At 46.9% G+C, this 26,414-nt stretch carries 24 protein-coding genes; 17 read left to right on the forward strand and 7 right to left on the reverse strand.

Features of this window, described 5'->3' with window-relative positions; genetic code table 11:
- The first annotated feature begins 142 nt into the window (after positions 1-142).
- Entirely contained in the window at positions 143-1,294 is a 1,152-nt protein-coding gene (locus MLD56_RS02165; protein WP_029514708.1) for a response regulator, read from the forward strand.
- Between the two features lie 141 nt (positions 1,295-1,435).
- Here MLD56_RS02165 and rpoN read toward each other — a convergent pair whose 3' ends face one another.
- Complete coding sequence (rpoN, locus tag MLD56_RS02170; protein ID WP_029514709.1) at positions 1,436-2,752, reverse strand: RNA polymerase factor sigma-54; 1,317 nt, start codon at positions 2,750-2,752, stop codon at positions 1,436-1,438.
- A 254-nt stretch (positions 2,753-3,006) separates the two neighbouring features.
- Here rpoN and MLD56_RS02175 point away from each other — a divergent pair, with 254 nt between their 5' ends.
- The 6 genes from MLD56_RS02175 to MLD56_RS02200 all read left to right on the forward strand — a co-directional run bounded on the left by MLD56_RS02175 (position 3,007) and on the right by MLD56_RS02200 (position 9,166).
- Positions 3,007-5,799 carry a sigma-54-dependent transcriptional regulator gene (locus MLD56_RS02175; RefSeq protein ID WP_029514710.1) on the forward strand — a complete coding sequence of 931 codons (2,793 nt, stop codon included), beginning with the start codon at positions 3,007-3,009 and terminating at the stop codon, positions 5,797-5,799.
- A 200-nt stretch (positions 5,800-5,999) separates the two neighbouring features.
- Positions 6,000-6,419, forward strand: a complete 420-nt coding sequence (locus MLD56_RS02180) for a PTS sugar transporter subunit IIA (protein WP_013369099.1) — start codon at positions 6,000-6,002, stop codon at positions 6,417-6,419.
- 2 nt (positions 6,420-6,421) lie between these two features.
- Positions 6,422-6,910, forward strand: coding sequence for a mannose/fructose/sorbose PTS transporter subunit IIB (locus MLD56_RS02185; RefSeq protein WP_013369100.1), 489 nt, complete (start codon positions 6,422-6,424; stop codon positions 6,908-6,910).
- A gap of 31 nt (positions 6,911-6,941) precedes the next feature.
- Positions 6,942-7,712, forward strand: a complete 771-nt coding sequence (locus tag MLD56_RS02190; RefSeq protein WP_013369101.1) for a PTS mannose/fructose/sorbose transporter subunit IIC — start codon at positions 6,942-6,944, stop codon at positions 7,710-7,712.
- 11 nt (positions 7,713-7,723) lie between these two features.
- Positions 7,724-8,566: a PTS mannose transporter subunit IID gene (gene manZ, locus MLD56_RS02195; protein WP_275041127.1), complete on the forward strand. Its 843-nt coding sequence runs from the start codon at positions 7,724-7,726 to the stop codon at positions 8,564-8,566.
- A 447-nt stretch (positions 8,567-9,013) separates the two neighbouring features.
- Complete coding sequence (locus tag MLD56_RS02200) at positions 9,014-9,166, forward strand: hypothetical protein (RefSeq protein WP_176715694.1); 153 nt, start codon at positions 9,014-9,016, stop codon at positions 9,164-9,166.
- A 131-nt stretch (positions 9,167-9,297) separates the two neighbouring features.
- On the opposite strand, the gene MLD56_RS02205 is transcribed toward MLD56_RS02200, so the two are convergent.
- A complete protein-coding gene (locus tag MLD56_RS02205) occupies positions 9,298-11,100 on the reverse strand; it encodes an alpha-glycosidase (protein ID WP_029514712.1) in 1,803 nt (600 codons plus the stop codon).
- A 151-nt stretch (positions 11,101-11,251) separates the two neighbouring features.
- Here MLD56_RS02205 and MLD56_RS02210 point away from each other — a divergent pair, with 151 nt between their 5' ends.
- The 5 genes from MLD56_RS02210 to MLD56_RS02230 are packed head-to-tail and all read left to right on the forward strand — an operon-like array spanning position 11,252 to position 15,774.
- Entirely contained in the window at positions 11,252-11,926 is a 675-nt protein-coding gene (locus MLD56_RS02210; protein WP_029514713.1) for a response regulator transcription factor, read from the forward strand.
- Positions 11,926-13,356 carry a sensor histidine kinase gene (locus MLD56_RS02215; RefSeq protein WP_029514714.1) on the forward strand — a complete coding sequence of 477 codons (1,431 nt, stop codon included), beginning with the start codon at positions 11,926-11,928 and terminating at the stop codon, positions 13,354-13,356. Before MLD56_RS02210 ends, MLD56_RS02215 begins: the two co-directional genes overlap by 1 nt.
- A 59-nt stretch (positions 13,357-13,415) precedes the next feature.
- A complete protein-coding gene (locus MLD56_RS02220; protein WP_029514715.1) occupies positions 13,416-14,333 on the forward strand; it encodes an ABC transporter ATP-binding protein in 918 nt (305 codons plus the stop codon).
- Positions 14,330-15,046 carry an ABC transporter permease gene (locus tag MLD56_RS02225; RefSeq protein ID WP_029514716.1) on the forward strand — a complete coding sequence of 239 codons (717 nt, stop codon included), beginning with the start codon at positions 14,330-14,332 and terminating at the stop codon, positions 15,044-15,046. The genes MLD56_RS02220 and MLD56_RS02225 overlap by 4 nt, the downstream gene beginning before the upstream one ends.
- Positions 15,046-15,774: an ABC transporter permease gene (locus tag MLD56_RS02230; RefSeq protein ID WP_029514717.1), complete on the forward strand. Its 729-nt coding sequence runs from the start codon at positions 15,046-15,048 to the stop codon at positions 15,772-15,774. The genes MLD56_RS02225 and MLD56_RS02230 overlap by 1 nt, the downstream gene beginning before the upstream one ends.
- 71 nt (positions 15,775-15,845) lie before the next feature.
- Here MLD56_RS02230 and MLD56_RS02235 read toward each other — a convergent pair whose 3' ends face one another.
- A complete protein-coding gene (locus MLD56_RS02235; RefSeq protein WP_029514718.1) occupies positions 15,846-16,802 on the reverse strand; it encodes an L-lactate dehydrogenase in 957 nt (318 codons plus the stop codon).
- Positions 16,803-17,336: 534 nt separating this feature from the next.
- On the opposite strand from MLD56_RS02235, the gene MLD56_RS02240 reads away from it, so the two are divergent.
- The 3 genes from MLD56_RS02240 (at position 17,337) to MLD56_RS02250 (ending at position 19,130) form a co-directional block, all read left to right on the forward strand.
- Positions 17,337-18,158 (forward strand): MerR family transcriptional regulator, encoded by an 822-nt coding sequence (locus MLD56_RS02240; RefSeq protein ID WP_029514719.1) that lies wholly within the window; start codon positions 17,337-17,339, stop codon positions 18,156-18,158.
- 139 nt (positions 18,159-18,297) lie between these two features.
- Positions 18,298-18,864, forward strand: a complete 567-nt coding sequence (locus MLD56_RS02245) for an RNA 2'-phosphotransferase (RefSeq protein ID WP_029514720.1) — start codon at positions 18,298-18,300, stop codon at positions 18,862-18,864.
- 146 nt (positions 18,865-19,010) lie between these two features.
- Positions 19,011-19,130 carry a hypothetical protein gene (locus MLD56_RS02250; RefSeq protein WP_013369112.1) on the forward strand — a complete coding sequence of 40 codons (120 nt, stop codon included), beginning with the start codon at positions 19,011-19,013 and terminating at the stop codon, positions 19,128-19,130.
- Positions 19,131-19,292: 162 nt separating this feature from the next.
- Here the strand turns inward: MLD56_RS02250 and gntK are convergent, their stop codons facing one another.
- The 3 genes from gntK to MLD56_RS02265 form a co-directional block, all read right to left on the reverse strand.
- Positions 19,293-20,840, reverse strand: coding sequence for a gluconokinase (gntK, locus tag MLD56_RS02255; protein ID WP_029514721.1), 1,548 nt, complete (start codon positions 20,838-20,840; stop codon positions 19,293-19,295).
- 41 nt (positions 20,841-20,881) lie between these two features.
- Complete coding sequence (locus MLD56_RS02260) at positions 20,882-22,243, reverse strand: GntP family permease (protein ID WP_029514722.1); 1,362 nt, start codon at positions 22,241-22,243, stop codon at positions 20,882-20,884.
- Between the two features lie 131 nt (positions 22,244-22,374).
- Positions 22,375-23,073 carry a GntR family transcriptional regulator gene (locus MLD56_RS02265; RefSeq protein WP_029514723.1) on the reverse strand — a complete coding sequence of 233 codons (699 nt, stop codon included), beginning with the start codon at positions 23,071-23,073 and terminating at the stop codon, positions 22,375-22,377.
- 193 nt (positions 23,074-23,266) lie between these two features.
- On the opposite strand from MLD56_RS02265, the gene map reads away from it, so the two are divergent.
- Both map and MLD56_RS02275 read left to right on the forward strand, forming a co-directional pair.
- On the forward strand, positions 23,267-24,013 hold the full coding sequence (gene map, locus MLD56_RS02270) for a type I methionyl aminopeptidase (RefSeq protein WP_013308498.1): 747 nt from the start codon (positions 23,267-23,269) through the stop codon (positions 24,011-24,013).
- 638 nt (positions 24,014-24,651) lie between these two features.
- Complete coding sequence (locus MLD56_RS02275; protein WP_029514724.1) at positions 24,652-25,614, forward strand: glycoside hydrolase family 26 protein; 963 nt, start codon at positions 24,652-24,654, stop codon at positions 25,612-25,614.
- Between the two features lie 156 nt (positions 25,615-25,770).
- Here the strand turns inward: MLD56_RS02275 and MLD56_RS02280 are convergent, their stop codons facing one another.
- Positions 25,771-26,268, reverse strand: coding sequence for a CcdC family protein (locus MLD56_RS02280; protein WP_029514725.1), 498 nt, complete (start codon positions 26,266-26,268; stop codon positions 25,771-25,773).
- Positions 26,269-26,414 lie beyond the last annotated feature (146 nt).

Below are 26,414 nucleotides of genomic sequence, written 5' to 3' on the forward strand. Positions count from 1 at the left end.
ATTCGTCGGAAAAGCTAATGTCACGCCCGCGACGATACGATATATAAAATATAAGAGATTAAAATTCGTAAGGATAAAGCAGATAGCATGTAGATAGAGCATCATGATGGATGGTTGCAGCAGGAAGGGAGCACGGACACAAATGAAGGCGATTTTGATTGATGATGAGAGGTCGGCATTAACCTACTTGGAACGGTTGCTGGAGGCGGACGGACGGTTAACGGTAATGGGGAAATATACGTCTGCACAAGCGGGGCTGGATCATCTGGCGTCAGAACGTGCGGATATTGTTTTTATAGATATCGGAATGCCAGAGATGAACGGTCTGGAGGCCGCCGAGTGGATTCAACAGCTGGATTCCCATATTCATATCGTCTTTGTGACCGCGTACTCGGAATATGCTATTGAAGCGTTCGAGCTGCAAGCACTGGATTACTTGTTAAAGCCTGTTCATGCCCGGCGGCTATCCAAAACGATAGATCGGATTGCAGCCACGCTGGCTGATTCCCGTTCTTCCAGCAAGGGAATTGCGGGAGAGCAATCCCCCAAGGTACGTTGTTTTCAAAAGCTTGAAATTTTGGAGGTTGGACAGGAAGCAGTAGGAGCGAAACCACTCAAATGGCGCACATTAAAGTCACAGGAGCTATTTTCCTTTTTACTACACCATGAAGGGGAATGGGTGAGCAAAGAACAATTGCTGGATGCGCTGTGGCCTGAATATCATTTGGACAAGGCTGTTGTTCACCTGCACACGTCCATTTATCAAATTCGCAAGGCGTTGAAAGAACGGATGCAAGATACGAAGCTGGAATACAATCTGGATCGCTACCGCTTGAACCGCAATGGCTGGATTACAGATGTGGAGCTATTCGAGCGGGGAATATCCGAATGGGCTGCATCCGGTAGCGGCGGTACGCCGCGTATTGATAGCCTGTTGGCTCTATACCGTGGCAACTACCTGGAGGAGCACGATTACCCGTGGGCGTATGCAAAAAGGGAGAAGCTGCGCAGTATGTATCTGGCATGTGCTTCTGAGCTGGCGAGAGAAGAGCTTCGCTCAGGTCGTACCCGGCAGTCTGTTCAGCGCTTGCTCAGCCTACAGCAGCGGGAGCCGTACTCAGACGATATCTGCAGTCTGCTGCTGACCGCCTATGCCCAACTGGGCGATTATACCGCTGCGCAAAAGCATTATGAAAGCTTCGTCAGAATATTGGAAGATGAGTTGGGTATTGAACCGCAGCAGGTGACGCATCAGTTATACGTGCAATTAAAAACACAGACGCTACCTGCGTAAACGGCTGTACTGGCTCAGGTCGTATGAATAGGCCAACCGGAGATTACTGGTTGGCCTATTCTATTGGAGATTCTACGAGGGAGGCAGCCGGGAGAATGTGATAGCGCTGCTTTTTAGTTTTCACAACCGTTTGCTGAAGCTTTAATACACTTTTCTCCTGGCGGAGGATAAATACCCCAATTCTTCACGGTATTTGGCTACCGTTCTGCGTGACAGCTCTAGTCCTTCCTTTGCCATCCGCTCTGTGATTGCCTGATCTGAAAATGGTTTTTGCTTCTCTTCACTGTCGATGATCTGCTTTATCCGCATTTTTGCGCTCTCTGATGAAGTAGCATCTCCGTCTTTCGATCCTAGGGCGGAGGTGAAGAAATATTTGAGTTCAAACAATCCACGGGGCGTCTGCATGTATTTATTACTGACCGCCCGGCTGATCGTGGATTCATGCAGGCCGGTTATTCCAGCAATCTCCTTTTGGGTCATCGATTTCAGATGATAAACGCCATGCTCAAAAAACTCCCGCTGCCTATCAACAATAGCCTGGGCCACACGCATCAGGGTCAGGCGGCGCTGCTCAAGGCTATGAATAAGCCATAATGCTGTATTCATCTTCTCACGAAGAAATCGTTTCTCTTCCTCCATTGCCGGCTTTCGAAGCATACTTTGGTAAAAAGGATTAATCCCGACGCGTGGGACTGTGATATCATTAACTGTCACAACGTAGTCGTTTTTGGATTTCTCCACTGAGATATCTGCTATATGATACTGGCGTTCATATGGAGCAAATGCCGCTCCCGGACAAGGATTCAGCTTGCGTATCTGATCGGTCATTTGTTGTACCATGTGAATGTCGATCCCTAGAGCATCCGCGATTTTTTGTATGCGGTTACATGAAAGATTGACCATGTGATGTCGCACGATTTCTTCCAGGTAAACATCATCATTCCCGGCATATCGCAGCTGCAAAAGAAGACATTCCTCCAGACTGCGGGCAGCGATTCCTGCCGGTTCAAAGCCTTGGATCAGGGCAAGTATATTTTCAACCTCATCGGTGGGGACGTCAAGTATTCCGGCAGCTGTATTTACATCCAGCTCAAGGTAGCCTTTTTCATTTAAATTCCCAATTAGAAACATGCCAATCATCTGTTGTAGTTTGGATAGCCCGCGGACCATCCCAAGCTGCGCTTTGAGATGTCTATATAAATTATCTGCGGGATTAGAGACAAAGTCCAGAAGGTCTACCGGATTATCATTTTTTCGTAGCGAATATTCTTCTTCTGTGTTGATTCTTTCGATGGACATATCGATCTCTGCCAAGTCAATGATCGGATTTTCATTTGCTTGCTCATGAAGATATGACATCAGATCGACCGAAGAATATTGAAGAATCGTGATGGCTTGTCGTAATTCTGGAGTCATAGCCAGCCTGAATGTTTGCTCTTGCTGTAATCCGTAGCGCATTATTTTATCTCAGCTCCTTACTGGGAAACAAAAATAACTTTTTATGCAGCTTATTCGTGAAGCTTATGCAATTATACTGCCAACCTTTGATCTTGGAAAAGAAGTGAATGGAATGGGCTGAATTTGAGTTTTGGATAGATTCAATAAAAAGGGTATCAGATTAATGATTAACTTGTCAGTTTATTTTCTTGTAGAGGATTATTTCTTTTTTTATATACTAATTAAATAAGAACTAGTCAGCATGGGGGAATACCGTGAAACGAATTGATGAGATCTTAGAGTATATTGCCAATGGGACAAAGAAACTGTCGGTAGAGGCCTTGCAGGACGGCGGTGGAATTACGGCTGCGGAAATAGCCGATCAACAGAATATGTTAAGAAATAATGTAAGCAAGGAGCTTAATAGCCTACTTCGCGCCGACTTGATTATTAAAATCAAGGGGAGACCCGTCAAGTTTTTGCACAAGCAGGTGATCGAGGAGACCTTTCGGGTTCAGCTTAAAGAGAAACAAATCCAAGTCAACAGTATTCATGAAATATTGCTGCCTGGAGAGCAAGTGGATCCGTTTCACGCCTTAATTGGTTTCATGGGGAGTATGAGGAACCAGGTTGAGCAGGGAAAAGCGGCAATATTATACCCGCCGAAGGGCCTACATACGCTGATTGTGGGACAGACTGGCGTTGGAAAAACAATGTTCGCTAGGTTGATGTATAATTATGGGAAATATATGAAGCGCTTTTCAGAGCAAGCACCGTTTATCGTATTTAACTGCGCTGATTATTACAATAACCCTCAGCTGCTACTTTCCCACATTTTTGGTCATGTAAAAGGAGCATTTACCGGGGCTGATCGGGAGAAAGAGGGACTGGTCGAGAAAGCGGATGGGGGCATTCTGTTTTTGGATGAGATTCATCGGCTGCCCCCAGAAGGCCAAGAAATGATATTTTATTTCATGGACACGAACAGTTACAACAAATTGGGCGAGTCGGAGCGCAAGCGGGAAGCGAATGTGCTGCTCATCGGCGCTACGACCGAAGATCCCGGTTCTTCCATGCTGAAAACCTTTATCAGACGGATACCGATTACGATCAACATTCCTTCCTTGCAAGAGCGAACTGTTGAAGAGAGGTTTTTGATCCTGAAGCATCTCTTTGCAAACGAAGCCCATCGTGTGAACAAGCCTATTAGGGTTGAATTGGAAACTGTAAAAGCACTGATTGGCAGCGTAACCTATGGAAATATCGGTCAGTTGAAATCGAACATTCAGCTTGTGTGTGCCAAAGGATTTTTGAACAGCATACATGAAAATAAGGAAGAGATTGAACTTGATTTTAAAATTTTGCCCGGAAATATCAAGGAAGGTCTATTTAATATGGGGAAGAACCGCAAGGAGATTGCCGAAATGGAGATGGTCAACTCCTCGCTGTATATTACTCCTGAAGGCAGCAAAGGAATGGATGAAGTAGACGCTTTTGAACTGCCGTTCAACTTGTACAAATTGATTGAAGACAAGATAGGGATGCTCAAAGAAGAAGGACTCGACGACAGTTTTATCAATAAGTTTATTACTACAGATGTCAATATTCACATCAAAAGCTTCTATAACCGATTTTATAACATCAAAGGGGGAAGGGAACGGATCCTTAAGATCGTAGGCAGAAATATCCTAGAGTTCGCTGAACAGGTGCAAGAGATGGCTCAAAAAGAATTGAACAGAAATTACAGCGACAGGTTTGTTTATGCCTTCAGTCTTCATTTAAGTGCTTTTTTAAAGCGAATCCGGGAGAAAAAATATGTCAGTAAACAAATCTATGAACCGATGAATGATCAGGATGAAGAATACAGACTGGCACTCATTATCAAGGATTTGATCGAGTCCAAGTTTGAAGTCAGCGTACCCGATGCCGAGACCACCTATGTGGCGATTCTTCTGAAATCGGTAGAAGAGGAGCACCAGGGAAATGTGGGAATCATCGTAGCTGCACATGGCAACAGTACGGCAAGCAGTGTCGTTAGCGTTGTCGACAGCCTGCTGGGGAGCTCAAATATTTGCGCAGTAGACATGCCTTTGGATGTTAGCCCCAGAGAAATCCTGGAAGTTATTGTGGAAAAAGTGAAGGACATTGACAATGGCAGAGGCGTATTGCTGCTGGTTGATATGGGCTCCTTGCTCAATCTTGAAGCAACCATTATGGAACGTGTCGGGATTAAGGTGAAGACTATCGATATGGTTTCAACCCCGCTTGTGTTGGAGGCTGTGCGAAAGGCCAGTATTTTTGATATGAATATAGAGGAAATTTATCAATCTTTGAAGGATTTTCGTGGATATAACACTGGAAATGCTGGAGTGAAAGCGGAAAAGACCAGTAATAAGGTAATCGTGACGGTCTGTTCCTCCGGCAAAGGTGCCGCCGCCAAGCTAAAGGAGTTTGTAGAGAAGGTTGTTTATGACTTAACCGAAGAGAAAATAGTTGTTGTACCGGCAAAGGTCAGGGAATTGGATAAAGTGGTGAAGGATTTACGGGCCAAGCTTACGCTTCTTGCGGTGATTGGGGTTAAGCGGCCAAGCGAGCTCAATGTACCGTTTATCCCTTTGGAAAAACTGATCGAGGCAAGCGGTGAACAGGCATTAAGAGAATTGTTGCTCAACAATCAGTTGCCTGTTATGCATGAACACGGAAGCGTGATCGTAAGAGATCTATGTGAGGATACGCTAAAGGAGTTTATGACTTATTTGAATCCTCACAAAATTTTGGGGATTTTGATGAAATTTATCGAGCAGCTGGAACAGGAACTGGAGGCTGATTTCCATTATGCAAAGAAGGTTCAGCTTGCTGTTCATACGGCTCATGCGCTGGAACGAATGGTCATTGGAGAAGGGCTAGTGTATCAGGAGGATGTATCCTTGCTTGACCAACGATTAATCGATGTGGTGAACCGTTCCTGCAATATATTTGCCTCCAGTATTAACATTAAGCTGACTAATGATGAAAAATATTATATTTGCGAAATCCTAAGCGAAGTATATAACTGTATCCCCAAGTAGTGGCGCAAGTGTATAAAACGATGCTGGATGTGTATTAATCATGCGGATAAGGATAATAAGTAGTTGGTGAGAAAAGGCCAAATTCCCGGAGCAGCCGAGGGTTTGGTCTTTTTTTTTGATAGTTAATCGCATCATACAGAATCTTGGCATGAGACTTGCATATAAGTATAGGCGAAGGATGCAAGGAGGGGGTGAAACAAATGATAGGTGTTATTGTTGGCACTCATGGAAAATTTTCTGAAGAGATCCTAAGATCCACGGAAATGATTTTTGGCCATCTGGAAAATGTGGTGGGTGTAACGTTTGAACCAGGTGAAAGTGTTAACGGACTTGTTGAGAAGTACAAAGCGGCCTTGGAAACAATTGATTGGACGGACGGATTGATTTTTCTCGTCGATTTGTTTGGTGGCAGTCCCTATAATGCGGCCAGTAGGATTGTGGCCAGGTATGAAAAAATGGACATTGTAACAGGGGTAAACCTGCCAATGATCGTAGACCTGCTGACTAATAGAGGGCTGGAGAACGTGGAGAATCTAAGTGATCTGGCCATCCGTGCGGGTCAGGATTCAATGAAGTCTTTTCGTGTCATCCGGGACATACAAACAGAGGAGGAATTATAGGTATGGAAATATCATTTGTTCGTATTGATGACCGTCTAATTCATGGTCAGGTGGCTACTGTGTGGGTGAAGGAAACGAAGTGTAACAAAATTATCGCCGTCAGCAATGAGGTCGCTGCGGATACGCTGCGCAAAACCTTATTGTTACAAGTGGCGCCGCCGGGGATTAAAGCTTATGTTGTCACGATTGCGAAAGCGATTGAAGCTTATAACAATCCTAAATATAACGATTTCAAGACCTTGTTCCTGTTTACCAATCCCACGGATGTACTGCGGGTTGTAGAAGGTGGGGTACCGTTTACATCGGTAAATGTAGGTGGAATGTGCTTCAAAGAAGGCAAAACACAAATTACCGGAGCAGTGTCCGTAGACAAGCAGGATGTAGAGGCATTTTATAAATTGCACGAAAAGGGGATAGAACTGGAGATTAGAAAAGTGGCCAGTGATCCTAAAATTAATTTGATTAACAAGCTCCAAAATGTCCAGTTTTAACAACACGTACGCATAAGAGAGGGGGTCAAACATGAGTGTTTTTGAAATCGTAATGGTCACGCTGGTTGCAGCCATTTGCGGAATGGGCAGTGTTTTGGATGAAGGACAGACTCATCGTCCTATAGTTGCGTGTACACTGATCGGTCTGGTCCTGGGAGATCTCAAAACCGGTATTATTCTAGGCGGTACGCTGGAATTGTTGGCTTTGGGCTGGATGAATGTCGGAGCGTCCATGGCTCCGGATGCGGCTTTGGCCAGTGTAGTCTCAACCATATTGGTTATTGTCGGGCACCAATCGATCGGTGCGGGAATTGCCGTTGCGATTCCGATTGCGGCTGGCGGACAAGTGTTAACTATCTTTGTTAGAACGATTACCGTGTTCTTTCAGCATCTGGCAGATAAATATGCCGAATCTTCAAATTTCAAAGGAATTGAATTATGTCACTTCATAGCCCTCCTTCTTCAGGGATTACGCGTCGCTTTGCCTGCCGTATTGGTGGCTATTGCAGCAGAAACCGGTCTGGTTACGACTTTGCTGGACGCGATCCCGGAGGTCATTACAAAAGGGCTGCAAATTGCTGGGGGATTCATCGTCGTTGTAGGGTATGCCATGGTTATTAACATGATGGCAGCCAAATATTTGATGCCTTTCTTTTTCTTGGGCTTTGTCATCGCAGCATTTACAAGCATCAATCTGGTTGGCTTTGGAATCATGGGGGCGGTTCTGGCTCTGCTGTATATCCAGCTCAATCCTAAATATAGCCAGCGCAAAGATCAAGTGGGTGAAATTGAAGAGCTCTAAAGAAATTCTTAATGAAAGAGTGGGGTACTATGGAAGAAAAAAAGTTGACCAAAAGCGATTTAAACAAAATGTTTTTCCGTTCATGGTTCCTGCTGGGCTCGTTTAACTTTGAGCGTATGCAGTCGATTGGTTTTTGTGTCACCTTGATTCCGGCAATCAAGCGGTTATACAGCAAGAAGGAAGACCAAAAAGAAGCACTAAAGCGGCATTTGGAGTTTTTTAATACTCAACCGTTTATCTCTGCACCGATTATGGGGGTAACGGCCGCTATGGAGGAGCAGAAAGCCAATGGCCAGCCGATTGATAATGCTACCATAAGTGGTGTGAAAGTTGGCTTAATGGGACCTTTGGCTGGAGTAGGAGACCCTATTTTCTGGGGAACATTACGCCCCGTTCTGGCTGCATTAGGAGCTTCCATTGCGTTGTCCGGAAGCGTTATCGGGCCTGTCCTATTTTTCTTGCTTTTTAATGTTATTCGCCTGGCCACTAAGTGGTACGGACTGAAATACGGCTACAAAAAAGGGACGGAGATTGTGTCCGACATGTCCGGAAACCGACTGCAAAAGCTTACGGAATCGGCCTCCATCCTGGGACTATTTGTTATGGGCGCCCTCGTATCCAAATGGACTACTCTGAATATACCACTCGAAGTATCCCGATATACCCGTTCGGATGGAGTAGAGGTTGTTACGACGATACAGATGATTCTGGATCAATTGATACCTGGTCTGTTACCTCTCTTGCTGACTTTTTTATGCATGAGACTGCTCAAAAAGAAAGTAAATGCTATAGCTCTGATTTTTGCTTTATTCGCAATAGGAATTATTGGATACGCTCTTGGTGTATTGGCTTAAGCCAATTTGTAAAGTGATCCGGTCAAGCAGCCGTCTCTGACCGGCAACCTGCCGCTTAACTTGTAAACGCTTTAAATTTTACGGATTAAAATATTCAATTATCTACAAGCGAATCTGCTAGCGTTCAACGATAGTCATGAAAGGCTGCTGGCTTGTTGATAGCTGATATAAGCAATGATTCTATATCATTAATCATTACAGGCTCAATGATGGTTTTAAAGCCACATTGAGCCTGTAAAAGCAGGTTCCGCTCTTTTGCTGTTAGTATGTTCGTTGCAATTTCTTGGAGGAGCTTGCCAGCTCGGGTACTAATAGCCTCTTTTCTCTATGATCTGATATTCGCCGAGACCTGTTTTCTTCAGCGGCATATGCATATAGCATATCTCTCCACAGTTAGGTCATATTGAGAGGTTTATGAAGCCATGAAGACTTAAGGAGGCCACTGCATTGGGAAAAAGGAGACGAACTGGCTTTAAGGGCAAAAGAATTAGGGTGGACGTTAGACAATCTTCTTCAGCTCAAACAGGGCAAGGCGGCAACCCCATTTCTATCAATGCTTCAGACGTTGGGGTAGTAAGAACAGATGTTAAAAACAAATAATCGACTTGGATAGAAGCTCATATTTAACGTAAAAAGACCACCAGGAACAAGTTAACTATCTTGTTACTGGTGGTTTTGCTTTTTTTTTCGTATTCGGCAGGTACTTTCATCAGCATCCGCGTCTACATAGCCTATGCCTTGCTTTGCGTCTTGTTGTCGACTTCTTTTGCAGAGTTGATTGATCGCACAGGCGTTGCCTTCAGCACAGCATATCCGTAAGGAGGAAGCTCGGCATGCAGTCCCTTCGGTCCTACGGACCACTGGCTTTCGCCAGAGGCTAATTGCCATTCCTGCTCAGGAATGTCCAATTCAAAAACGTGATCCTCATCGGAACGATTGAGCAGTACGAGCAGCACTTCTTCCCCGCTGCGGCGCTCGTAGGCAAGTGAGGCACCCTCCGGCTGTGCCTCCAGGAAAGTGATGCTTCCTTGGTCACGGAGGACCGGGTGCCCCTTACGAAGCGCAATCAGCTCGCGGTAAAAGTCGAACAGCTCGTGGTCCTGCTTATCGGCATCCCACTCCATGCACTGGCGGCAGCCTGGATCGGCATCTCCATCCAGGCCGATCTCATCGCCGTAAAAAATGCAGGGTGCGCCCATATACGTGAACTGGAACAAAGCAGCCAGCCGCATCAGTCGCTTGTCGCCCCCGCACAGCGTCAGTAGGCGCGGTGTATCATGGCTATCCAGCAGATTGAAAGCAACCTCGGATGCTTGCTGTGGATAGCGGGCCAGCTGTCGTCCGATGGCGTAGGCAAAGCTTTGGGCATCGGTCACTTTTTTGACGAAAAAATCATTCACCGCGTAGGTGAACGGATAATTCATCGTTGCATCGAATTGGTCCCCCTGAAGCCATTCAGACGATTCATTCCACATTTCACCCAAAATGTACGCATCCGGATTGGCCTGCTTGACCGTAGTGCGGAATTCCCGCCAAAAGGCGTGGTCCACCTCGTCTGCCACATCCAACCGCCAACCATCGATGCCGATTTCTTCGATCCAGTGCTTTGCCACATCCAGCAGGTACTTTTTTACCTCAGGATGTTCGGTGTTCAGCTTGGGCATCATCGGTTCCAGCCCGAATGTATCGTACGTCGGTATGCCATCCACCACTTTCAGGGGAAAGCTATGTACATGGAACCAGTCCTTGTAAGGCGAGGCTTCGCCTTTTTCCTGGACGTCGACGAACGGTTTGAAAGTACGCCCTGAATGGTTGAACACCGCATCAAGCAGCACCCGAATTCCTCGATCGTGGCAGGCATCGACCAGTTTTTTCAATGTCTTTTTGTCCCCGAAATGTGGGTCCACCTCCATATAATCCTCTGTATCATATTTATGATTGGTCGTCGCCTTGAAGACAGGAGTCATATATATGGCGTTAATTCCCAGCTCGTTCAGGTGGTCTAGGTGATCCAGAATCCCCTGTAGATCGCCACCGAAAAAATTGTCTCTTTGTGGGGTTCCACCCCATGTCTCTGCACCTTCTGGGCTGATGGAGGGGTCACCGTTCGCAAATCGTTCCGGGAAAATCTGATAAAATACCGCATCCTTCACCCATGCAGGTGGCTTCAGAATATCAATCGGGTTCAAGAACGGATATTGGAACAGTTTATCTGCATTTTCGGGTTCTTGGGTAGTAAAGTCGTCCTCGTTCATCCAAATACGTTCCTCACCGTCTTCTAGCAAAAATCCATATTTCAGCCGACGGTGAGTAGGTTTTATACTGCACTCATAGTAATCAAACCTGCCATCAGTAGCGAATTTGGACATCGGGACAAGCTGTTGGGTGCGGTCCCAATCGTATTTATCTCCGGTGAGAGCATGAACGGTGTTCAGGTCATTTTTCTTCGCACGTAGCCGTAGAAATATCGTTTCATCATTATAACCAAAAGCCCAATTGCGTTTCGGGTGATGGTATATAGCTTCCAGCAGCATCGGGTCGGCCTCCTTTTTTCATAAGCATTCAAATTTGAAAATGTGAAGCGTATGTCGTATAAGATAGTTATTAACCTTTTTAAGTGGGTTATGTACCATAAATGCTATAATGCCCATTACATAAAAGAAAAACGATAAGTAGGTGCTCATGATGAAAACAAATGTGTTATACATCGAAGATGACCAGGATATCGGTGCTTGGACGCATCAGTATTTGGAAGAGCGGAATTACGCTGTAGTATGGCTTCGCAGCGGGGATGGGGCTGTGGAGGCAGCCCGTACGTGCCAACTCGTGATTTTGGATGTGATGTTACCTGGTCTGGATGGATTCACCATAGGGAAACGGCTCAAGAAAGAGTACCCGGAGCTTCCCATTCTCATGTTGTCTGCTCGTACCTCCATAGACGATAAACTGCAAGGACTGGATTTCGCCGACGATTATGTAACCAAGCCCTTTCACCCGGACGAGCTCATAGCACGTATGGAGATTTTGCTGCGCCGATCAGGAACCGTGCCTGAAGAATCCTTACAACTGGGGCATCTCTCTGTGTTCTCTCCTGATAACCGTATTGTGAACCGTGATACCGGGGAGGAAATTACACTGACAGGCAAGCAATATCACATTTTTGCTTATTTACTGCGGCATTTGGGCCAGATTATGACGAAAGAGCAAATGTATGAAGCGGTATGGGGAGATCCATATATCGACGGAGACAAAACTTTAATGGTTCACATCCGACACCTGCGCGAAAAGCTGGAGATTGATCCTGCGACACCTCGCATCATTGAGACGATCCGTGGTGTAGGATATCGGGTGAAAGCATAATGAACAGGACGCGCAAGGGTTGGAGGAGGCTGCATCCCAGCTCTAAGCCGGATCAGGGAGGTCGGTTTCGCAGTTCACTGTTGTTCCGTTATCTGGTCATCATTGTGGTTGCTATGATGCTGTTGCCCATTGTGTTGCCTGCTACAGCCTTGATATATAGCGTGTTATTCAATTGGGGGGCGGGGTCCAAGCCTAAAAACGCTTACTATCCCTCTGCTACCCATACCGAAAATAGCTGGCATCGCGAAGCTGTAGCCTTGAAGGGAGCCACACCAGAGCAAATCTCAGTCCATCTGCGCAAAATACAACAAGATATGTTCCCTAAATCCCAAATATTTTGGGTGGATACCGCAGGGTTAACTAGGTTGGAGTTACCGACCCAACCTAACCTGCCAAAACAATGGAACGCTGCGCAGGCTATAGCTTTTATGAAGCAAGCAAGCTATGAGGGGCCGTTTACGGTAGTAGCCTTTATTGGCGGGGGCAAGAATGATGTAAATCAGGGCTATATGGTATTAAAAGTGCCTCGTTCGTTCTTTGAACAGCCACCTACTGATAGTAGTATGTTGATGTACTATTTCTTTTTTATTGTATTGATTTTGGGCGCTTTTATATCCGTATCTCTTCTGTTTTTTGGAGACATTCGGCGTAGACTGTTGCAGCTTCAGGCCGCCATGTCGCAGCGAGGAGAGGACGGCTTGCCTATTCTTGTTGCCACTGGACGCCCGGATGAAATCGGCAAGCTGGAAGAAGCATTTAATCAGATGGTCGAGCAGTTGGCAGAGAGTCGGGGACGTGAGCGTCAGGAGGAAGAGCTACGGAAGAGACTGGTCGCGGATCTGTCACACGATATTCGGACGCCGCTTACGGTCGTGCGTAGCCATCTGTATACACTAGATGGTGAAAATCTCAGCAGCAGAGGGAAACAGTCGATTACACTAATGGAAAACAAGCTAAAGGACCTTGGGAGTCTGATCGACAACTTGCTGACCTATAATCTCCTATCCAGTGGCAAATACACCATGAATAACACACCGCGTGATATCCTGCGGCTAGTGCGGGAGTGTGTAGCCAGCTGGTATCCGGTGTGGGAGAAGGAGGGCTTTGAAGTGGATATCGACCTGCCTGAGCATAGTATGGTGTGGAATGTCGATGAGCAAGGCTTCCGTCGTCTGCTGGACAATCTCTTTCAAAATGTAGTTCGCCATGCTGCCTCAGGCCGATATATTGGTGTTCAAGTCCAGAAGGATAATGGGACAGAGGCATTGGTTATCACAGATAAAGGGCCTGGTATGGAGCAACAGTCCAGTGAAAAAGGAGCCGGGATTGGGTTGGCGATTACAGAACTGCTGGCTCGCGAAATGAATTTGGAGAGGGAGATTTTCAGTTCATCAGCCGGGACCCGAATCCGTTTTTTAAACAAAACTTAAACTCAGAGTTCCCTTGGCTTTAAACTTGGCACGTTACGATAGGTGTCGAGGTGAGGAACTTGAACGAATACATTATTGAAACGAACAGTCTCAGCAAAATATACAAAGGCTGCGCGGCGGTTAATCAGCTGGACCTGAAAATAGCTCGGGGAGATATTTACGGATTTCTGGGTCCAAATGGAGCAGGGAAAACGACAACGATCCGCATGCTGCTTGGACTTATTCGCCCAACTCGAGGAACGATCCGTATATTCGGCAAAGATATTCGCAGACATAAGCTTGATATTTTGCGTAAAGTCGGCTCGTTGGTGGAGTATCCTTCGTATTATGGTCATTTGAACGCCATTGAAAATCTGGAGGCCATTCGCCGTATTTTGAATGTACCCAAGCAAAACATTGCGGAAGTGTTAGAGGTCGTCCGACTGACCAAGCATGCCAAACGTCCAGTCAAAGGCTACTCGCTGGGCATGAAGCAGAGACTTGGTATTGCAGCAGCCCTGCTTGGGAATCCAGAAGTGCTCATTTTGGATGAGCCTACGAATGGTTTGGACCCGGAGGGTATTCAGGAAATGCGCACATTGATTCAGGCGATGCCCAAGCAACGGGGGATCACCGTACTGGTATCCAGCCATCTGTTGAGCGAGGTAGAGCATATGGCGAATACCGTAGGTATTATTCGTGAAGGAGAGCTGGTCTTTCAAAACACGATTCATAATCTCCGTCAGGAATCCGCGGGCGGAATTCGGATCGTCGTGTCGGAACCGGAAGCAGCCCAATTGATTGCGCGTGAGCAGGGCTACCATTCGGTGAAGGACGGATCGGCGCTGGAGTTCGAGAACATGAATGATGCGGCTGTTGCGCTGCTGGTCAGAAGATTGGTCGAAAATACGCATGCCGTATACCGTGTGGAGGAACGCCGCAAATCGCTGGAGGATATGTTCATGCAGGTGGTGGGCAAAGGAGGGGCTTCCTTATGATGCTGCGAGCACTCACGGCGGATCTGCTCAAAGCACGCAGAAAGGGAATCTGGTTCTTGGTGTTCCTCGGTCCCCTTGGGCTGGTGGCCATGCAGGCGCTCAACTTTGGACTTCGATATGACTATCTGATTCCGCGTAACAAGGGTCATCTGTGGGAAGTTTTGATGGATAACATCGCTCTTTTTGTACCCCTTGCGCTGGTGCTAGGAGCTACTATGGTGGCTTCCATGTTGGCGAATGTGGAGCATACATCTAACTCATGGAAGCAGTTGCTGGCCTTGCCGATTTCCAAATTCAGCGTCTATATGGCCAAGCTGACGTTGGCGATTGGGATGCTGTGTGTGTCCTGTCTACTCCTGACGGTAGGGACTTGGGTGTTGGGAATGATCCTTGGCTTCGGGGGAGAACCTGCACCCGTAGGAGAACTGCTACGACTCGGATTTTGGCCCTTAGGCGGCACGTTGCCTATGCTCGTATTATTGTTGTGGTTAACAGTCACATTCCATAATCAAGCGCTACCTGTAACACTGGGCATTACGTTAGGCATCGGCAGCTTGTTTGCTTCACAGCTGTCCGAATGGTTTCCATTGGCCTGGCCTCAATTCGCCTGGGTTGCACCTCAAGCGTGGATGTTTGCGTCCGTCGGGTGCGGAACGGGTATGCTTCTCAGCCTGCTGACAGCGGCCCATTTTAGCCGAAAGGATGTGGCGTAATGTTCGGAGGATATGCACGGTTACTTTCTGTTGAACGGTTGAAAATGGCGAAATCGCCCGTCTGGCTGCTCGCGCTCGTCAGCCCGGCGATTGCCGTCCTGATTGGTTTGCTGGCGAATCCGGGAGGGAACTGGCTGTTGCTGTTGTCAGCCATGCTTACAGTTCATGCGCTGCTGTTCCTGCCGATGCTGACGGCCGTGTTTGGGTCTCTGGTCTGCCGTTTCGAGCATGGGGGCGGCGGCTGGAAGCAGCTGATGTCATTGCCATTGTCCCGCACCAGTCTGTACGCAGCTAAGCTGACTATCATTATGGCCTTGGTCGGATTGACCCAGCTACTGTTCGGGGGAGCGTTGCTGAGTGTTGGAGCTGTGCAGGGGATGAACGGACCGATTCCTTGGGCTGTGATCGCTCAAAGTCTGCTCGCAGGCTGGGTAGCCTGCCTGCCGCTGGCTGCGTTGCAGTTGATGGTATCCTTCTTGTGGTCCAGCTTTGCCGCACCGCTTGCGTTGAATTTTGTGTTCACCGTGCCGAATATTCTGGTCGCCAATTCTCAAGCCTACGGTCCGTACTATCCATGGACACAGCCTTTATTGGCGATGATGCCGAGTGGAAGAGATAACTTTGGGGCGTTCATGGTGCCAACTGATACACTATTGACGGTTATAATGGGCAGCTTTGTCGTATTTACGTTGGCGGGACTGACGGTATTTCGTTATAAAGAGATATAGGGCGAAATACGGGGATTGCAAAAACTCCTTATCCTCAATGAGGGTAAGGAGTTTTTTTCTATGCTATTGGTTTACACTAAGTCTGAAATGGCACGGATATTATTGCTGATAAAGTGGCAAGAGGCGTCGAACTTCGCTTGTTCCTCTGGACTTAGTTCCAACTCGATGACCTCTTGAATTCCTCCGCTGCCGATAATCGCTGGAACGCCCGTGCAGACATCGGTGTGCCCGTACTCGCCGTCCAATACAGCAGAGACCGCTATAATTTTACCATCATCATTTAAAATGGAACGGGTAATGTATGCCAGAGCATTGGCAATACCAAAATAAGTGGCGCCTTTGCGGGTGAAGATTTCCCAGCCTGCATCCCTGGTTTTACGGGCAATGTCGTCCAGATCGACGTGGCTGAATCGTTCCTTATGCTGCCGTAAAATGTGTAAAAGCGGCTTACCGCCAATCGTTACGTGTGACCAGGCAACGAATTGGGATTCGCCATGCTCGCCAAGAGCATATCCTTGTACGCTGCGTGGATCTATGGAAAACACCTCAGAAAGCAACGTCTTGAGCCGGGATGAGTCGATAGAGGTGCCCGTGCCGATCACCTTGTTGCGCGGCAGACCGGATATACTTTGTACCATATACGTTACAATGTCGACAGGATTAGCGGCAATGACGAATATACCGTCGAAGCCACCCTCCATAATCGCTGTTACAATCTCTCTGGTGATAAGCACTGCGTCGTCCAGTACAGACAGGCGGTCTTGACCTGGTCTAGGGTTGGCTCCAGCCGTTATAATCACCACGTCCATATCCGTGCAGTCTGCATACGTGCCTGCACGTACCTTAGTGCGTGTGGACGTAAACTCCATACAATGGGACAGATCCAGTGCATGGGCCAAAGCCCGATCATACGTGCGGTCAATCATCATGATTTCATCACAAATGGACTGATTAACCATTGAGTAGGCACAGCTCGAACCGACCATTCCCGCGCCGACAATAGCTACTTTCCTTGCCTTCCCCTTCATCTATGTTGCCTCCTCGTTCCAGCGAACGTTAATATGCTACAAATTATGCCTGAAATCCATTTTACGTTACATAACATAACATATTGCTGATCTTTTGGAAATATCCATTTTTTTGTCTCCATTCCGGAAAATTAAAAATGAACTGTGAAAGAGGTGTCTTTCTGCGATTAATTGTAGAATGAACGTAAATTATCAATACTTTTACTGGAAGGTAGGAGAGTGCATTTCAATTTATATTTAAGGTGACCGCTGTATAAATTATAACATGAACTATGTTGATGGAAGGAATAGTGCCATAGGAATTATAAAAGTATGACATTTATGTGATGCTCTTTAAAGAGTCTTTAGTGTACATAGAACGAAGTATTCTCTGCAATGTCGTTTCTTGTATTTCTACAAAGATTCCGTTATGACAAAGGTTCTTAGCAGTCTGCAATATTAGAACATTTTTGCCAAAGGGTTTCCAATGGATTTCGCGAATTCTACATATACAAGCTTATTTCTTTCCATACCATCCGGGGAGGTAATGATTAAATGGAAGAAATCAAATCGACGACGGAAGCAGCAAAACAGTTGGGAATCGGGGCGAGTACCCTTCGTAAATATGCAGCGGCGCTGGAGGAGCAGGGGTATGTGTTTCAGCGTTCCGCGAATCAATCAAGAATGTTCAGTGCTGAGGATGTTGAGTGCTTGAAGGTGATGCGGAGGGCGTTGCGTGAGCAGCATATGACGATGGAGCAGGCGGTTCAGGTGGTGCTTGAGAGAGTGACCGCTCCCTTTCCAATGGAGGATGAGGAATTCCGCTTGCCACCCATCTCGGATGCTGAGTCACTGACCGCAACCTGGGAAGAAATAATGGCGGCGGCTGAAGGCAGGGAAGAGACGGTCATGCAGGCTCAAGTCGCTGCTACGGTTGAACTGACAGAGTTACAGGATGAAATGAATGCTCAGACACTGTCAGAAGAACCCATGCAGCTACAGTTGCAGGAAGAGTTCCAGACTTTGGCATCAACTATTGAGTATAGATTGAAGCAAGCGCCTGTATCTGTACAAACACAGGAGTCCGTAGAGCCACAAGAACTGGCGCAGATGCAGGACATGGTGCAAAACGCTTTGTTGGAAATGCGGAGCCGTTTGGAGGAACTGGAAGCAGAGCACAGCCGTTTGGTGGAAAAGAATATCAACTTGTCTAACCAACTGGAGGATCAAAAACGCTGGATGAAAGAAAAGATCGACGAGGAACGGGATCGGCAGTTAATTACGAATTTGCGTACCTACCAGGGCAGACAACGAAAATCGCGCAGTTCGTTGTTGTCCTGGCTTGGTCTGACACCACGCAGACGCAGAGAGGCATAACTAGCATCTTTTCTGATAAAGACCATCAGACCTTCCCGGTTCTGATGGTCTTTTAGCGTATAAAGAAGAAATAAGAGGAATCCTTAATTTTATGTAGAAATATCTTTTGATCTACTATATTAAAGGAAGGAGAAATTCAATGAAGAAACAAAAGGAAGATATGAAGCTAAGTAAAATAATGAGCAAAATGCTGCGACACAAACCCGAGGAATCCGGGCTAAAGTTAGACATTACAGACGGCTCTTGTACTGTGGAACACTTACTTCAAATCATTCAAAGCTTGCCAGGCTGGTCAGGTGTAAAGCAGACTGATATTGAGCGGATCGTGCGCAATTCAGATAAGCAGCGTTTTGAAATCCATAACGGTAGAATCAGAGCTAGATATGGACATAGCTATCAAAAGATAGAGTATACTCCCGGGAATCCACCAGATGTACTATACCATGGTACGAATAAGCAAGCATTGCCATTTATTATGGCGGATGGTTTAGATCCTGTTGGCAGAAAGTATGTACATTTATCTGAAAGCACTAACTTTGCAGCATTAGCAGGGAGCCGAAGAGGTGAATTGGTCATGCTCAAGGTAAACACGATTAAAGCAAGAGAAGAGGGAATCGCATTTTATTATGCAGGGCATGAGGTGTGGCTTGCTGAGTGGATTCCTTGGGACTTGTGCAGTATTGATGATGAAGAGAGCAACACTTGAGGGGTTCTATAATTTTGAGGTTAATACATAATGCTAGTCTCCAAAATAAACAGGCATTCGCCGTAAAAATGGGGGAATGCCCCCCTTACGCATTTGACCAGGTCTACATACAATGATCCTGTAAATGAGCGAAGGGAGTGTTGTAAATGAGTCATATGTGCGGAGTAGGCGGTATGGGTTGCGGCGTAGGCGCATGGACCTCTGTAGGAGCGATTCTGGTTCTGTTTATTTTGTTGGTGATCATCTCTAAAACCCTGTTTCTGTAATTTCGGTCTTGGCCGATTTCCTGTAAAATGCACGAATGCTGCTCTACGTGACGAAGGGCGCACAACAATAAAGCGAAGACCCTTGATGAGAAGGGTCTTCGCTTTACAAGTTTAAGGGCCTATGGCTTCGCTGCTGTAACTCCATTCGGTTTACCTTGTAACTCAAGACTGTAGGGACTTGGCTTGAAATTCCGCAATATCCTTGAATTCTTCTTCGAATTTACGTGAAATGCGAATATAAATCGGCAGTAAATCGCGATAAATATCCACGTGTTCTGCTACCGGTTTGTGCTGGTGAGTGGTACCAATCATACCAGACACAGCATCCAGCGAATCAATCCGTCCCAGTGCGTACAAGCCTAGAATAGCTGCACCCAGACATGAGCTTTCCAGACTTTCGGGAATAATGACTTCCTGATCAAATATATCTGCCATGAGCTGTCTCCATAGCTCCGAGCGTGCAAATCCACCCGTGGCGTGAATGACTGACGGTCTGTCGATGACTTCTTCCATGGCGAGCATGACGGTATACAAATTGAACAGCACACCCTCCAGAGCGGCGCGAATCATATGCTCTTTTTTGTGACGCAGGGACAGACCGAAGAAGGAGCCGCGAGCATTCGGGTCCCATAGGGGCGCACGTTCACCGGATAAGTACGGAAGAAAGAGCAGACCGTCGGAGCCAGGATGTACCTGTTCCGCAATTTGGGTCAGCACATGATATGGATCAAGTCCCAGTCGTTTGGCCGTTTCCACTTCGGAGGCTGCAAATTCATCCCGGATCCAGCGGAAGACTATACCTCCGTTGTTCACCGGGCCGCCGATGACCCACAGCTTTTCGGTCAAGGCGTAACAGAAAAAGCGCCCTTTGGCATCCGTGAGCGGCTTATCAACTACGGTGCGGATGGCTCCGCTGGTGCCGATGGTAACAGCGACAACTCCAGGCTTGATCGCATTCACACCGAGGTTGGACAAGACACCGTCGCTGGCCCCGATCACAAAAGGAGTCGTCTTCAGTAGGCCCATGTCATGTGCATAGGTCTCATCCAGCCCTTTGAGCACATGAGTTGTCGGCACCAGCTCGGATAGCTGCTCCTTCGTCACACCTGCAATATGCAGCGCTTCCTCGTCCCAGTCCAACTGCTGCAAATTCATGAGTCCGGTTGCAGAGGCAATCGAGTGGTCCACGACATATTGGTGGAATAACCGGGCAAAAACGTACTCCTTAATGGAAATGAATTTGTACGTCTGGGTCGCAACATCTGGTAAATCCCGTGTAATCCACATTAGTTTTGTGAGCGGTGACATAGGATGAATAGGCGTTCCGGTACGTAAGTAAATATCGTGTCCGTTGTATTCATGTTTGAGCGCTTCGGCCCATTTGGCGCTACGGTTATCTGCCCAAGTGATAGAGGCGGTCAGCGGTTTGCCGTTCTTATCCACTGCCAGTACGCTGTGCATGGCCGAACTGAAGGAGACGAACAGTACATGCTCAGCTGACACTCCGCTTTGTTTCATGACCTCTTGCACCGTCGTCACAACAGCTTTGAAAATATCTTCCGGATCTTGTTCTGCCGCATCCGGCTCAGGTGTATGGAGCGGATAGCCCACATGGTGCTGGGCGGCAATATTGCCGTTTTCTTCGAAAAGAACTGCTTTGGTACTGGTCGTACCGATATCGACGCCGATCATATATCGGGTGTCTGTCATATTCAATCTCCCCTTCACTTACCGTTATTAGCTCATTATCGTTAAGTTAACACACTCAGCAGCATAATCAAACCGAAAGCGACCAGGGAGAGGATGGTTTCCATAACGGTCCATGATTTTAGAGTCTGCGGAACCGTCATATTGAAAAATTCTTTAATCATCCAAAAACCGGCGTCATTCACATGAGACAAGATCAGCGACCCTGCTCCTGTAGCAAGGACGACCAGTTCGACATTCGCGCCGGGTGTAAGTGCCAGCACAGGTGCAACAATACCGGAGCCTGTCGTCATCGCGACTGTCGCTGACCCAGTGGCTACACGAATGAGCGCAGCGACCAGAAAAGCAAATACAATCACATTCATATGGGCTCCTGTAGCGACCGCTGCAATGGCCTGACCTACACCGCTGTTGATCAATACCGTTTTAAATGCACCACCGCTCCCGATAATTAAGATAATAGAGGCTGTTGGTGCCAGACATTCACTGGTAAAACGGGACAAGTCCTCTTTCTTTAGACCACGTGCATAGCCTAGCGAGAAAAAAGAAAACACGGCCGCAATCAGTAATGCCATAACCTCATCACCAATGAATTTGAAAAATACAGTGAGCGGATGTGTATTGGCCGGGTCTACAATTTCAGCGACTGATCTGCTAAGCATTAGAATAACAGGTAACAAAATGGTGAACAAAGTAATCCAAAAGGGAGGCAACGACCGCCCCGTCGTATTTCTGAACTGCTCGTCCAGCCTCTCGGAAGGTCTGACCATGATTCTTTTGCCAATCCAAGCGCCGAAGACCGGGCCTGCAATAATGGCGGATGGGATGCCCACGATGAGTGCATATCCTATCGTGCGTCCAATATTGGCGTTAAAGGCTTCAATCGCGATCATCGGAGCCGGGTGGGGTGGTAAAAGGCCGTGTACCGTCGATAGTCCTGCCAGCATTGGAATACCGATTTTCAGCAGAGACATGTTCATTTTACGGGCAACCGTGAACAGGATGGGAATTAATAAAATAATACCAACCTCAAAAAACACCGGAATTCCCACGATAAAGCCTACGATCATCATCGCCCAATGAACGCGTTTTTCACCAAAACGATCCATCAGTGTAGTCGCGATGCGTTCGGCGCCGCCGGATTCTGCCATCATTTTACCGAGCATTGTGCCTAAACCGATCACGATGGCGATGGAGCCGAGTGTACTGCCGAGCCCTTTGGTGATGGAGGCAGTAACTTCATGTCCAGACATCCCGTTAACCAGTCCGAGAAATACCGACGAAAGCAGCAGTGAAACGAAGGGATTCCATTTGAATTTAGCAATCAGCAAAATCAAAAGAATGACGGTAACTAGCGCCCATATGAGCAGGGACGCGTTATGGCTTAAGCCGAATAACGTGTTCATGAAGGTATGCCTCCTTATTCTTATATGCATAGTTAAATGTATACTTGTCGACAACTTCAATTAAAAGAGAGCCGCGCCAGCGAGAAACGCATAAAGCGCGGTACATCTGCTCTTTGTCACGCATATTGTGGCTAGGACGATGTCTTTCTTCTGTAGGGAGACAGGACGCTATCGTTAACCGCGTTGCGGGTATCTCGATAATGATCCTCAATAAATCCTGACAACTCCTGAGCATCCCTCTGATTTAAAGCGTTTGCAAAGGTTCGATGTTTGTGAATCGTGACTTGTGATTCTTCGATGTTGGACGCAAATCGTTGTTCTGTTGCAGCTAACATGACCGTCAGGATTAGCTGTCTCATGCCGTTCCAGGTATGAAGAATACGGGTATGGCCTGCTTCCAGAACCAGAGCTTCATGAAAGTTAAAATCCTGAAGAGAAAATTCAACGACATCCCTGTACTTGAGAGCGACTTCCATTTTGTCAATCATCTGATTCAAAACAGTCACCAATGTGGCATTATCACTATGTACATACCTTTGTACAACAAAATGTTCAATCAGCATTCGCACATCGAATAGCTCCTCCATATCACCGGGTGTCATGCCGACGACAATCGCCCCCATGCGCTCCAAACGGATCAGCCCTTCGCCCGAGAGTGCCTTCAAGGCTTCACGCACCGGAGAACGACTGGTACCAAAATCGGCAGCAATCTGATTCTCAGATAGCACAGTGCCTGGTGTCTGAACGCCGCGTATAATCTGAAGCCGAAGTTCACAAGCAATCCTTTCCCCAAGCGATGCGCCCTGTAACCAGGTTGTTGGATATTTCATAGGATACTCCTATCTAGGAAATGATTTTGCATACTGGTATACAAGTTATGGAATATTATATACCCCGTTTAAGATCCTTGTAAACGGTATCAGTTGACATCGGTTCCATTTCGCTGCTTTTAGCGTTACAATAGAAGTAGAAAAAAGAAGCAGTGAAAAGTGGAACGAACACGGAAAAGAAGGAGACCGTTTAATGATTATCATTAAAACCAAAGAACAAATTGAAAATATGAAAAAAGCTGGAGACATTTTGGCTGCTTGCCACCGGGAAATTGCCAAAATGATCAAGCCGGGCATTACGACACTGGAAATTGACGCCTTTGCGGAATCCTTTATGAAGAAGCATGGCGCAACACCGGAGCAAAAGGGCTATAACGGCTACCAGTTTGCAACTTGTGGCTCACCTAACGATGTGATTTGCCACGGATTTCCAAATAAGACACCGTTGAAGGACGGGGACATCGTGACGATCGACATGGTTGTGAACCTGAATGGCTGGCTGGCAGATTCCGCTTGGTCGTATGCGGTGGGTAATGTGTCTGAGCAGGCGCAAAAGCTGCTGGATGTTACCAAGGAATCGCTGTATAAAGGGATTGAGCAAGCCGTTATCGGTAACCGGATCGGTGATATTTCCCATGCGATACAAACCTACGCGGAAGCGGAAGGCTTCTCGGTCGTACGCGAATTTATTGGGCACGGTATCGGAGAAGAGATGCATGAGCAACCGCAGGTTCCACATTACGGACCTCCACACCGTGGACCACGCTTAAAAGAGGGTATGGTCATTACAATTGAGCCAATGCTCAACACAGGCACATACCGCAGTAAAATTGATGCGGACGGCTGGACCGCACGCACGTTGGACGGCGGCTTGTCTGCGCAATACGAGCATACGCTGGCCATTACAGCAGAGGGTCCGATCATTTTGACCCAGCAATAAAAGCAGGCATCCACCGCAAACATACAGACTACCGTGGTGAATGGTCTGGACATATTACAGAAAAGGGGCTGTCCAGAGGACAGTCCCTTTTGCTACGTGCATTCTATAAAGGTCCAGTACATGCGGGGAATAATGGTTTCACCTCCAAAAACCGATTTTGGCCAAAAGGCGAATATCGGTTTTTTTCATTTCATGAGTGCCAGGCCACCATTTTAACGAAATATACACTATGCCATCAGAGTGATCAGCTTAGTTCTAGACGCTAGGATACGCTAAGTGTGTGATTATGAATCTTCTATATAGTACAAAAATAACAATAATTTGAAAACAAATTCATAAGAATGAAATGAAAAAAAATCCTTTATTACACATTTAGTCCCTACCACATTTTGCATAAATTGTTTGTTCATTGTTATATGAATTACTTTTTTGCTCTAATAGAACTATTTCAACTTTTTTCCTTGATGTCGATGTAATTGAGGATCACAAAAAACGTATTCCTTTAGGAAGATGGAGATCCACTCGCTAAAACGAAAAACATGTAGGTTGCGAGTCAGAATTGTCCTAGGGGAATATCGGTCACATCTTAAGTCTGCAATTACAAGTAGCAAGATATAAACATCAGGAGGATAACCATTATGAATTCATTCAAGAAAACGAAGAGCTTGATCAGCGCCCTGACCGGGGCTGCATTATTATTCTCGCTACCAATGACGGCAGGCGCGAAGAGCAATATCAACTATACTGGCATGTTCCTGGGCTATGACGGAAGTGTAAACACCAGTCCTGTCTGGAACTACAACCCTGACATCGTCTCCTATGATCTGCTGAACTGGAACCAGGGGGGAACCGATGCAGCCTCCATTACCTCCAATAGCGCCTCCGCCATCCAAGCCTTGGGGAAAATCGTCACCGTTTCCACCCACATGCCCAATCCGCAGGGTGGAAATGTAAACGCCCCGATGTCTGATTCCGATTTCGAGATCTTGGCTAATACAGACATTTCATCCATCAATTCGTCCAGCCCCGCATGGCTGCAAAATTATAAGGCCCAGGTTGACAACGTCGTGAACGGCCTGCAAAAGTTTAACTCATCCCCCGTTTACTACAGACCCTTCCATGAAATGAACGGAGGCTGGTTCTGGTGGGGAGACAAGAACACGACGGACTATAAGAACCTGTACATCAATCTGTACAATTACATTGTGACGACCAATGGCATGTCCAACGTCAATTTTGTCTATGCTCCAAATAAAGGAGCCAACGCGGCTGCTTATTACCCCGGCCCCAGCTACGTCACCTGGATTGGCATCGACGCTTACAGCGACGATCCGTCCAATGACAATGAAATTAAGATGGCTTACAATGACATCAAAGGACTTGGCAAAACTTATGGCTTCTGCGAAATTGGACCAGCCGTGGGTGGCGACCATGTGGATCGCAACAATAATCAGCTCAAGGAATTCGATTATTCGCTTTGGAACAAGGCCCTGAATGAAATCTACACTGGAGCAAGCTTCTTTATCACCTGGGACGGCGCTTATGCTCCGCAGAACAACATAAACGGCAGCACGCTGTTTACAAAAGAAAGCTCCCAGTAAGTGCCTAGCGCCCGGCGTTCGGGCAAGACGGAAATGTAGCCTCCGATAGACTAAAAAGACGAAAAGACCAAAAAGGCACGGCCTCCTGGCTGGGAGAACGTGTCCTTTTTTGGTCTATACAGCAATATGCTAGCAAGCATGTTAAAAAACCGTTGGTCAGATGCGGACTTCTGTCTCGTCCGGAACGAATTGACGATATTGAAAATACATACGGAGCCGCCAGTGTAACAAGGTGCCGAAGGCTAGGATGAAAAATAGCCCTGCTGTCTGCGGAATGGTAATGTAATGCTGAATAAATTCATGCAGCAGCAATCGGACGATCAGCAGGCTGAATAGGATAAAGAAGAAGGTACGTGAGCGTTGCACGAAAACCAGCCCTTCTTGCAACTCAAATTTGGTGCTGCGGATCAACGGGTAAGAGAAAATAAACCAGCCGACCAGAAAAGCGCCCAGCGCCCAAAGCCAGGGAACCCGTACTTCCGGCACCACAAACATCATAAACCCGGTGCTCATGCCGAGCGGAGGGATGATGATTTTTTTGGCATTAATCGGGCGATGACCTGTCTTCATACGGATGAAAATAGCCGATATAGCGATTAAGATCATACCGAAGGTTGCGCCATATTGCAGCAATGGGGTGCTAATATGAAACATGGACTGGCCCCCTCTATAAGGAATATAAGCGTTATTGGACAGACTGCAAACCTTTCACATTATACCACATATGCAATGGATATATTTAGTTACAGTCTCTCCTCCGGCAAGCGGATTATACGCCTCTTGGTGATAACACTGGCCCT

It is taken from the genome of Paenibacillus peoriae (assembly GCF_022531965.1).
GTDB classification, from domain to species: domain Bacteria; phylum Bacillota; class Bacilli; order Paenibacillales; family Paenibacillaceae; genus Paenibacillus; species Paenibacillus polymyxa_D.

Excerpts from the sequence above, each read along its gene's own strand:
- MLD56_RS02165 (WP_029514708.1), top strand. The coding sequence starts at position 143 with ATGAAGGCGATTTTGATTGATGATGAGAGGTCGGCATTAACCTACTTG.
- rpoN (WP_029514709.1), bottom strand. The coding sequence starts at position 2,752 with ATGCGCTACGGATTACAGCAAGAGCAAACATTCAGGCTGGCTATGACT.
- MLD56_RS02180 (WP_013369099.1), top strand. The coding sequence starts at position 6,000 with ATGATAGGTGTTATTGTTGGCACTCATGGAAAATTTTCTGAAGAGATC.
- MLD56_RS02185 (WP_013369100.1), top strand. The coding sequence starts at position 6,422 with ATGGAAATATCATTTGTTCGTATTGATGACCGTCTAATTCATGGTCAG.
- MLD56_RS02190 (WP_013369101.1), top strand. The coding sequence starts at position 6,942 with ATGAGTGTTTTTGAAATCGTAATGGTCACGCTGGTTGCAGCCATTTGC.
- manZ (WP_275041127.1), top strand. The coding sequence starts at position 7,724 with ATGAAAGAGTGGGGTACTATGGAAGAAAAAAAGTTGACCAAAAGCGAT.
- MLD56_RS02205 (WP_029514712.1), bottom strand. The coding sequence starts at position 11,100 with ATGCTGCTGGAAGCTATATACCATCACCCGAAACGCAATTGGGCTTTT.
- MLD56_RS02210 (WP_029514713.1), top strand. The coding sequence starts at position 11,252 with ATGAAAACAAATGTGTTATACATCGAAGATGACCAGGATATCGGTGCT.
- MLD56_RS02215 (WP_029514714.1), top strand. The coding sequence starts at position 11,926 with ATGAACAGGACGCGCAAGGGTTGGAGGAGGCTGCATCCCAGCTCTAAG.
- MLD56_RS02225 (WP_029514716.1), top strand. The coding sequence starts at position 14,330 with ATGATGCTGCGAGCACTCACGGCGGATCTGCTCAAAGCACGCAGAAAG.
- MLD56_RS02230 (WP_029514717.1), top strand. The coding sequence starts at position 15,046 with ATGTTCGGAGGATATGCACGGTTACTTTCTGTTGAACGGTTGAAAATG.
- MLD56_RS02235 (WP_029514718.1), bottom strand. The coding sequence starts at position 16,802 with ATGAAGGGGAAGGCAAGGAAAGTAGCTATTGTCGGCGCGGGAATGGTC.
- MLD56_RS02240 (WP_029514719.1), top strand. The coding sequence starts at position 17,337 with ATGGAAGAAATCAAATCGACGACGGAAGCAGCAAAACAGTTGGGAATC.
- MLD56_RS02245 (WP_029514720.1), top strand. The coding sequence starts at position 18,298 with ATGAAGAAACAAAAGGAAGATATGAAGCTAAGTAAAATAATGAGCAAA.
- MLD56_RS02250 (WP_013369112.1), top strand. The coding sequence starts at position 19,011 with ATGAGTCATATGTGCGGAGTAGGCGGTATGGGTTGCGGCGTAGGCGCA.
- gntK (WP_029514721.1), bottom strand. The coding sequence starts at position 20,840 with ATGACAGACACCCGATATATGATCGGCGTCGATATCGGTACGACCAGT.
- MLD56_RS02260 (WP_029514722.1), bottom strand. The coding sequence starts at position 22,243 with ATGAACACGTTATTCGGCTTAAGCCATAACGCGTCCCTGCTCATATGG.
- MLD56_RS02265 (WP_029514723.1), bottom strand. The coding sequence starts at position 23,073 with ATGAAATATCCAACAACCTGGTTACAGGGCGCATCGCTTGGGGAAAGG.
- map (WP_013308498.1), top strand. The coding sequence starts at position 23,267 with ATGATTATCATTAAAACCAAAGAACAAATTGAAAATATGAAAAAAGCT.
- MLD56_RS02275 (WP_029514724.1), top strand. The coding sequence starts at position 24,652 with ATGAATTCATTCAAGAAAACGAAGAGCTTGATCAGCGCCCTGACCGGG.
- MLD56_RS02280 (WP_029514725.1), bottom strand. The coding sequence starts at position 26,268 with ATGTTTCATATTAGCACCCCATTGCTGCAATATGGCGCAACCTTCGGT.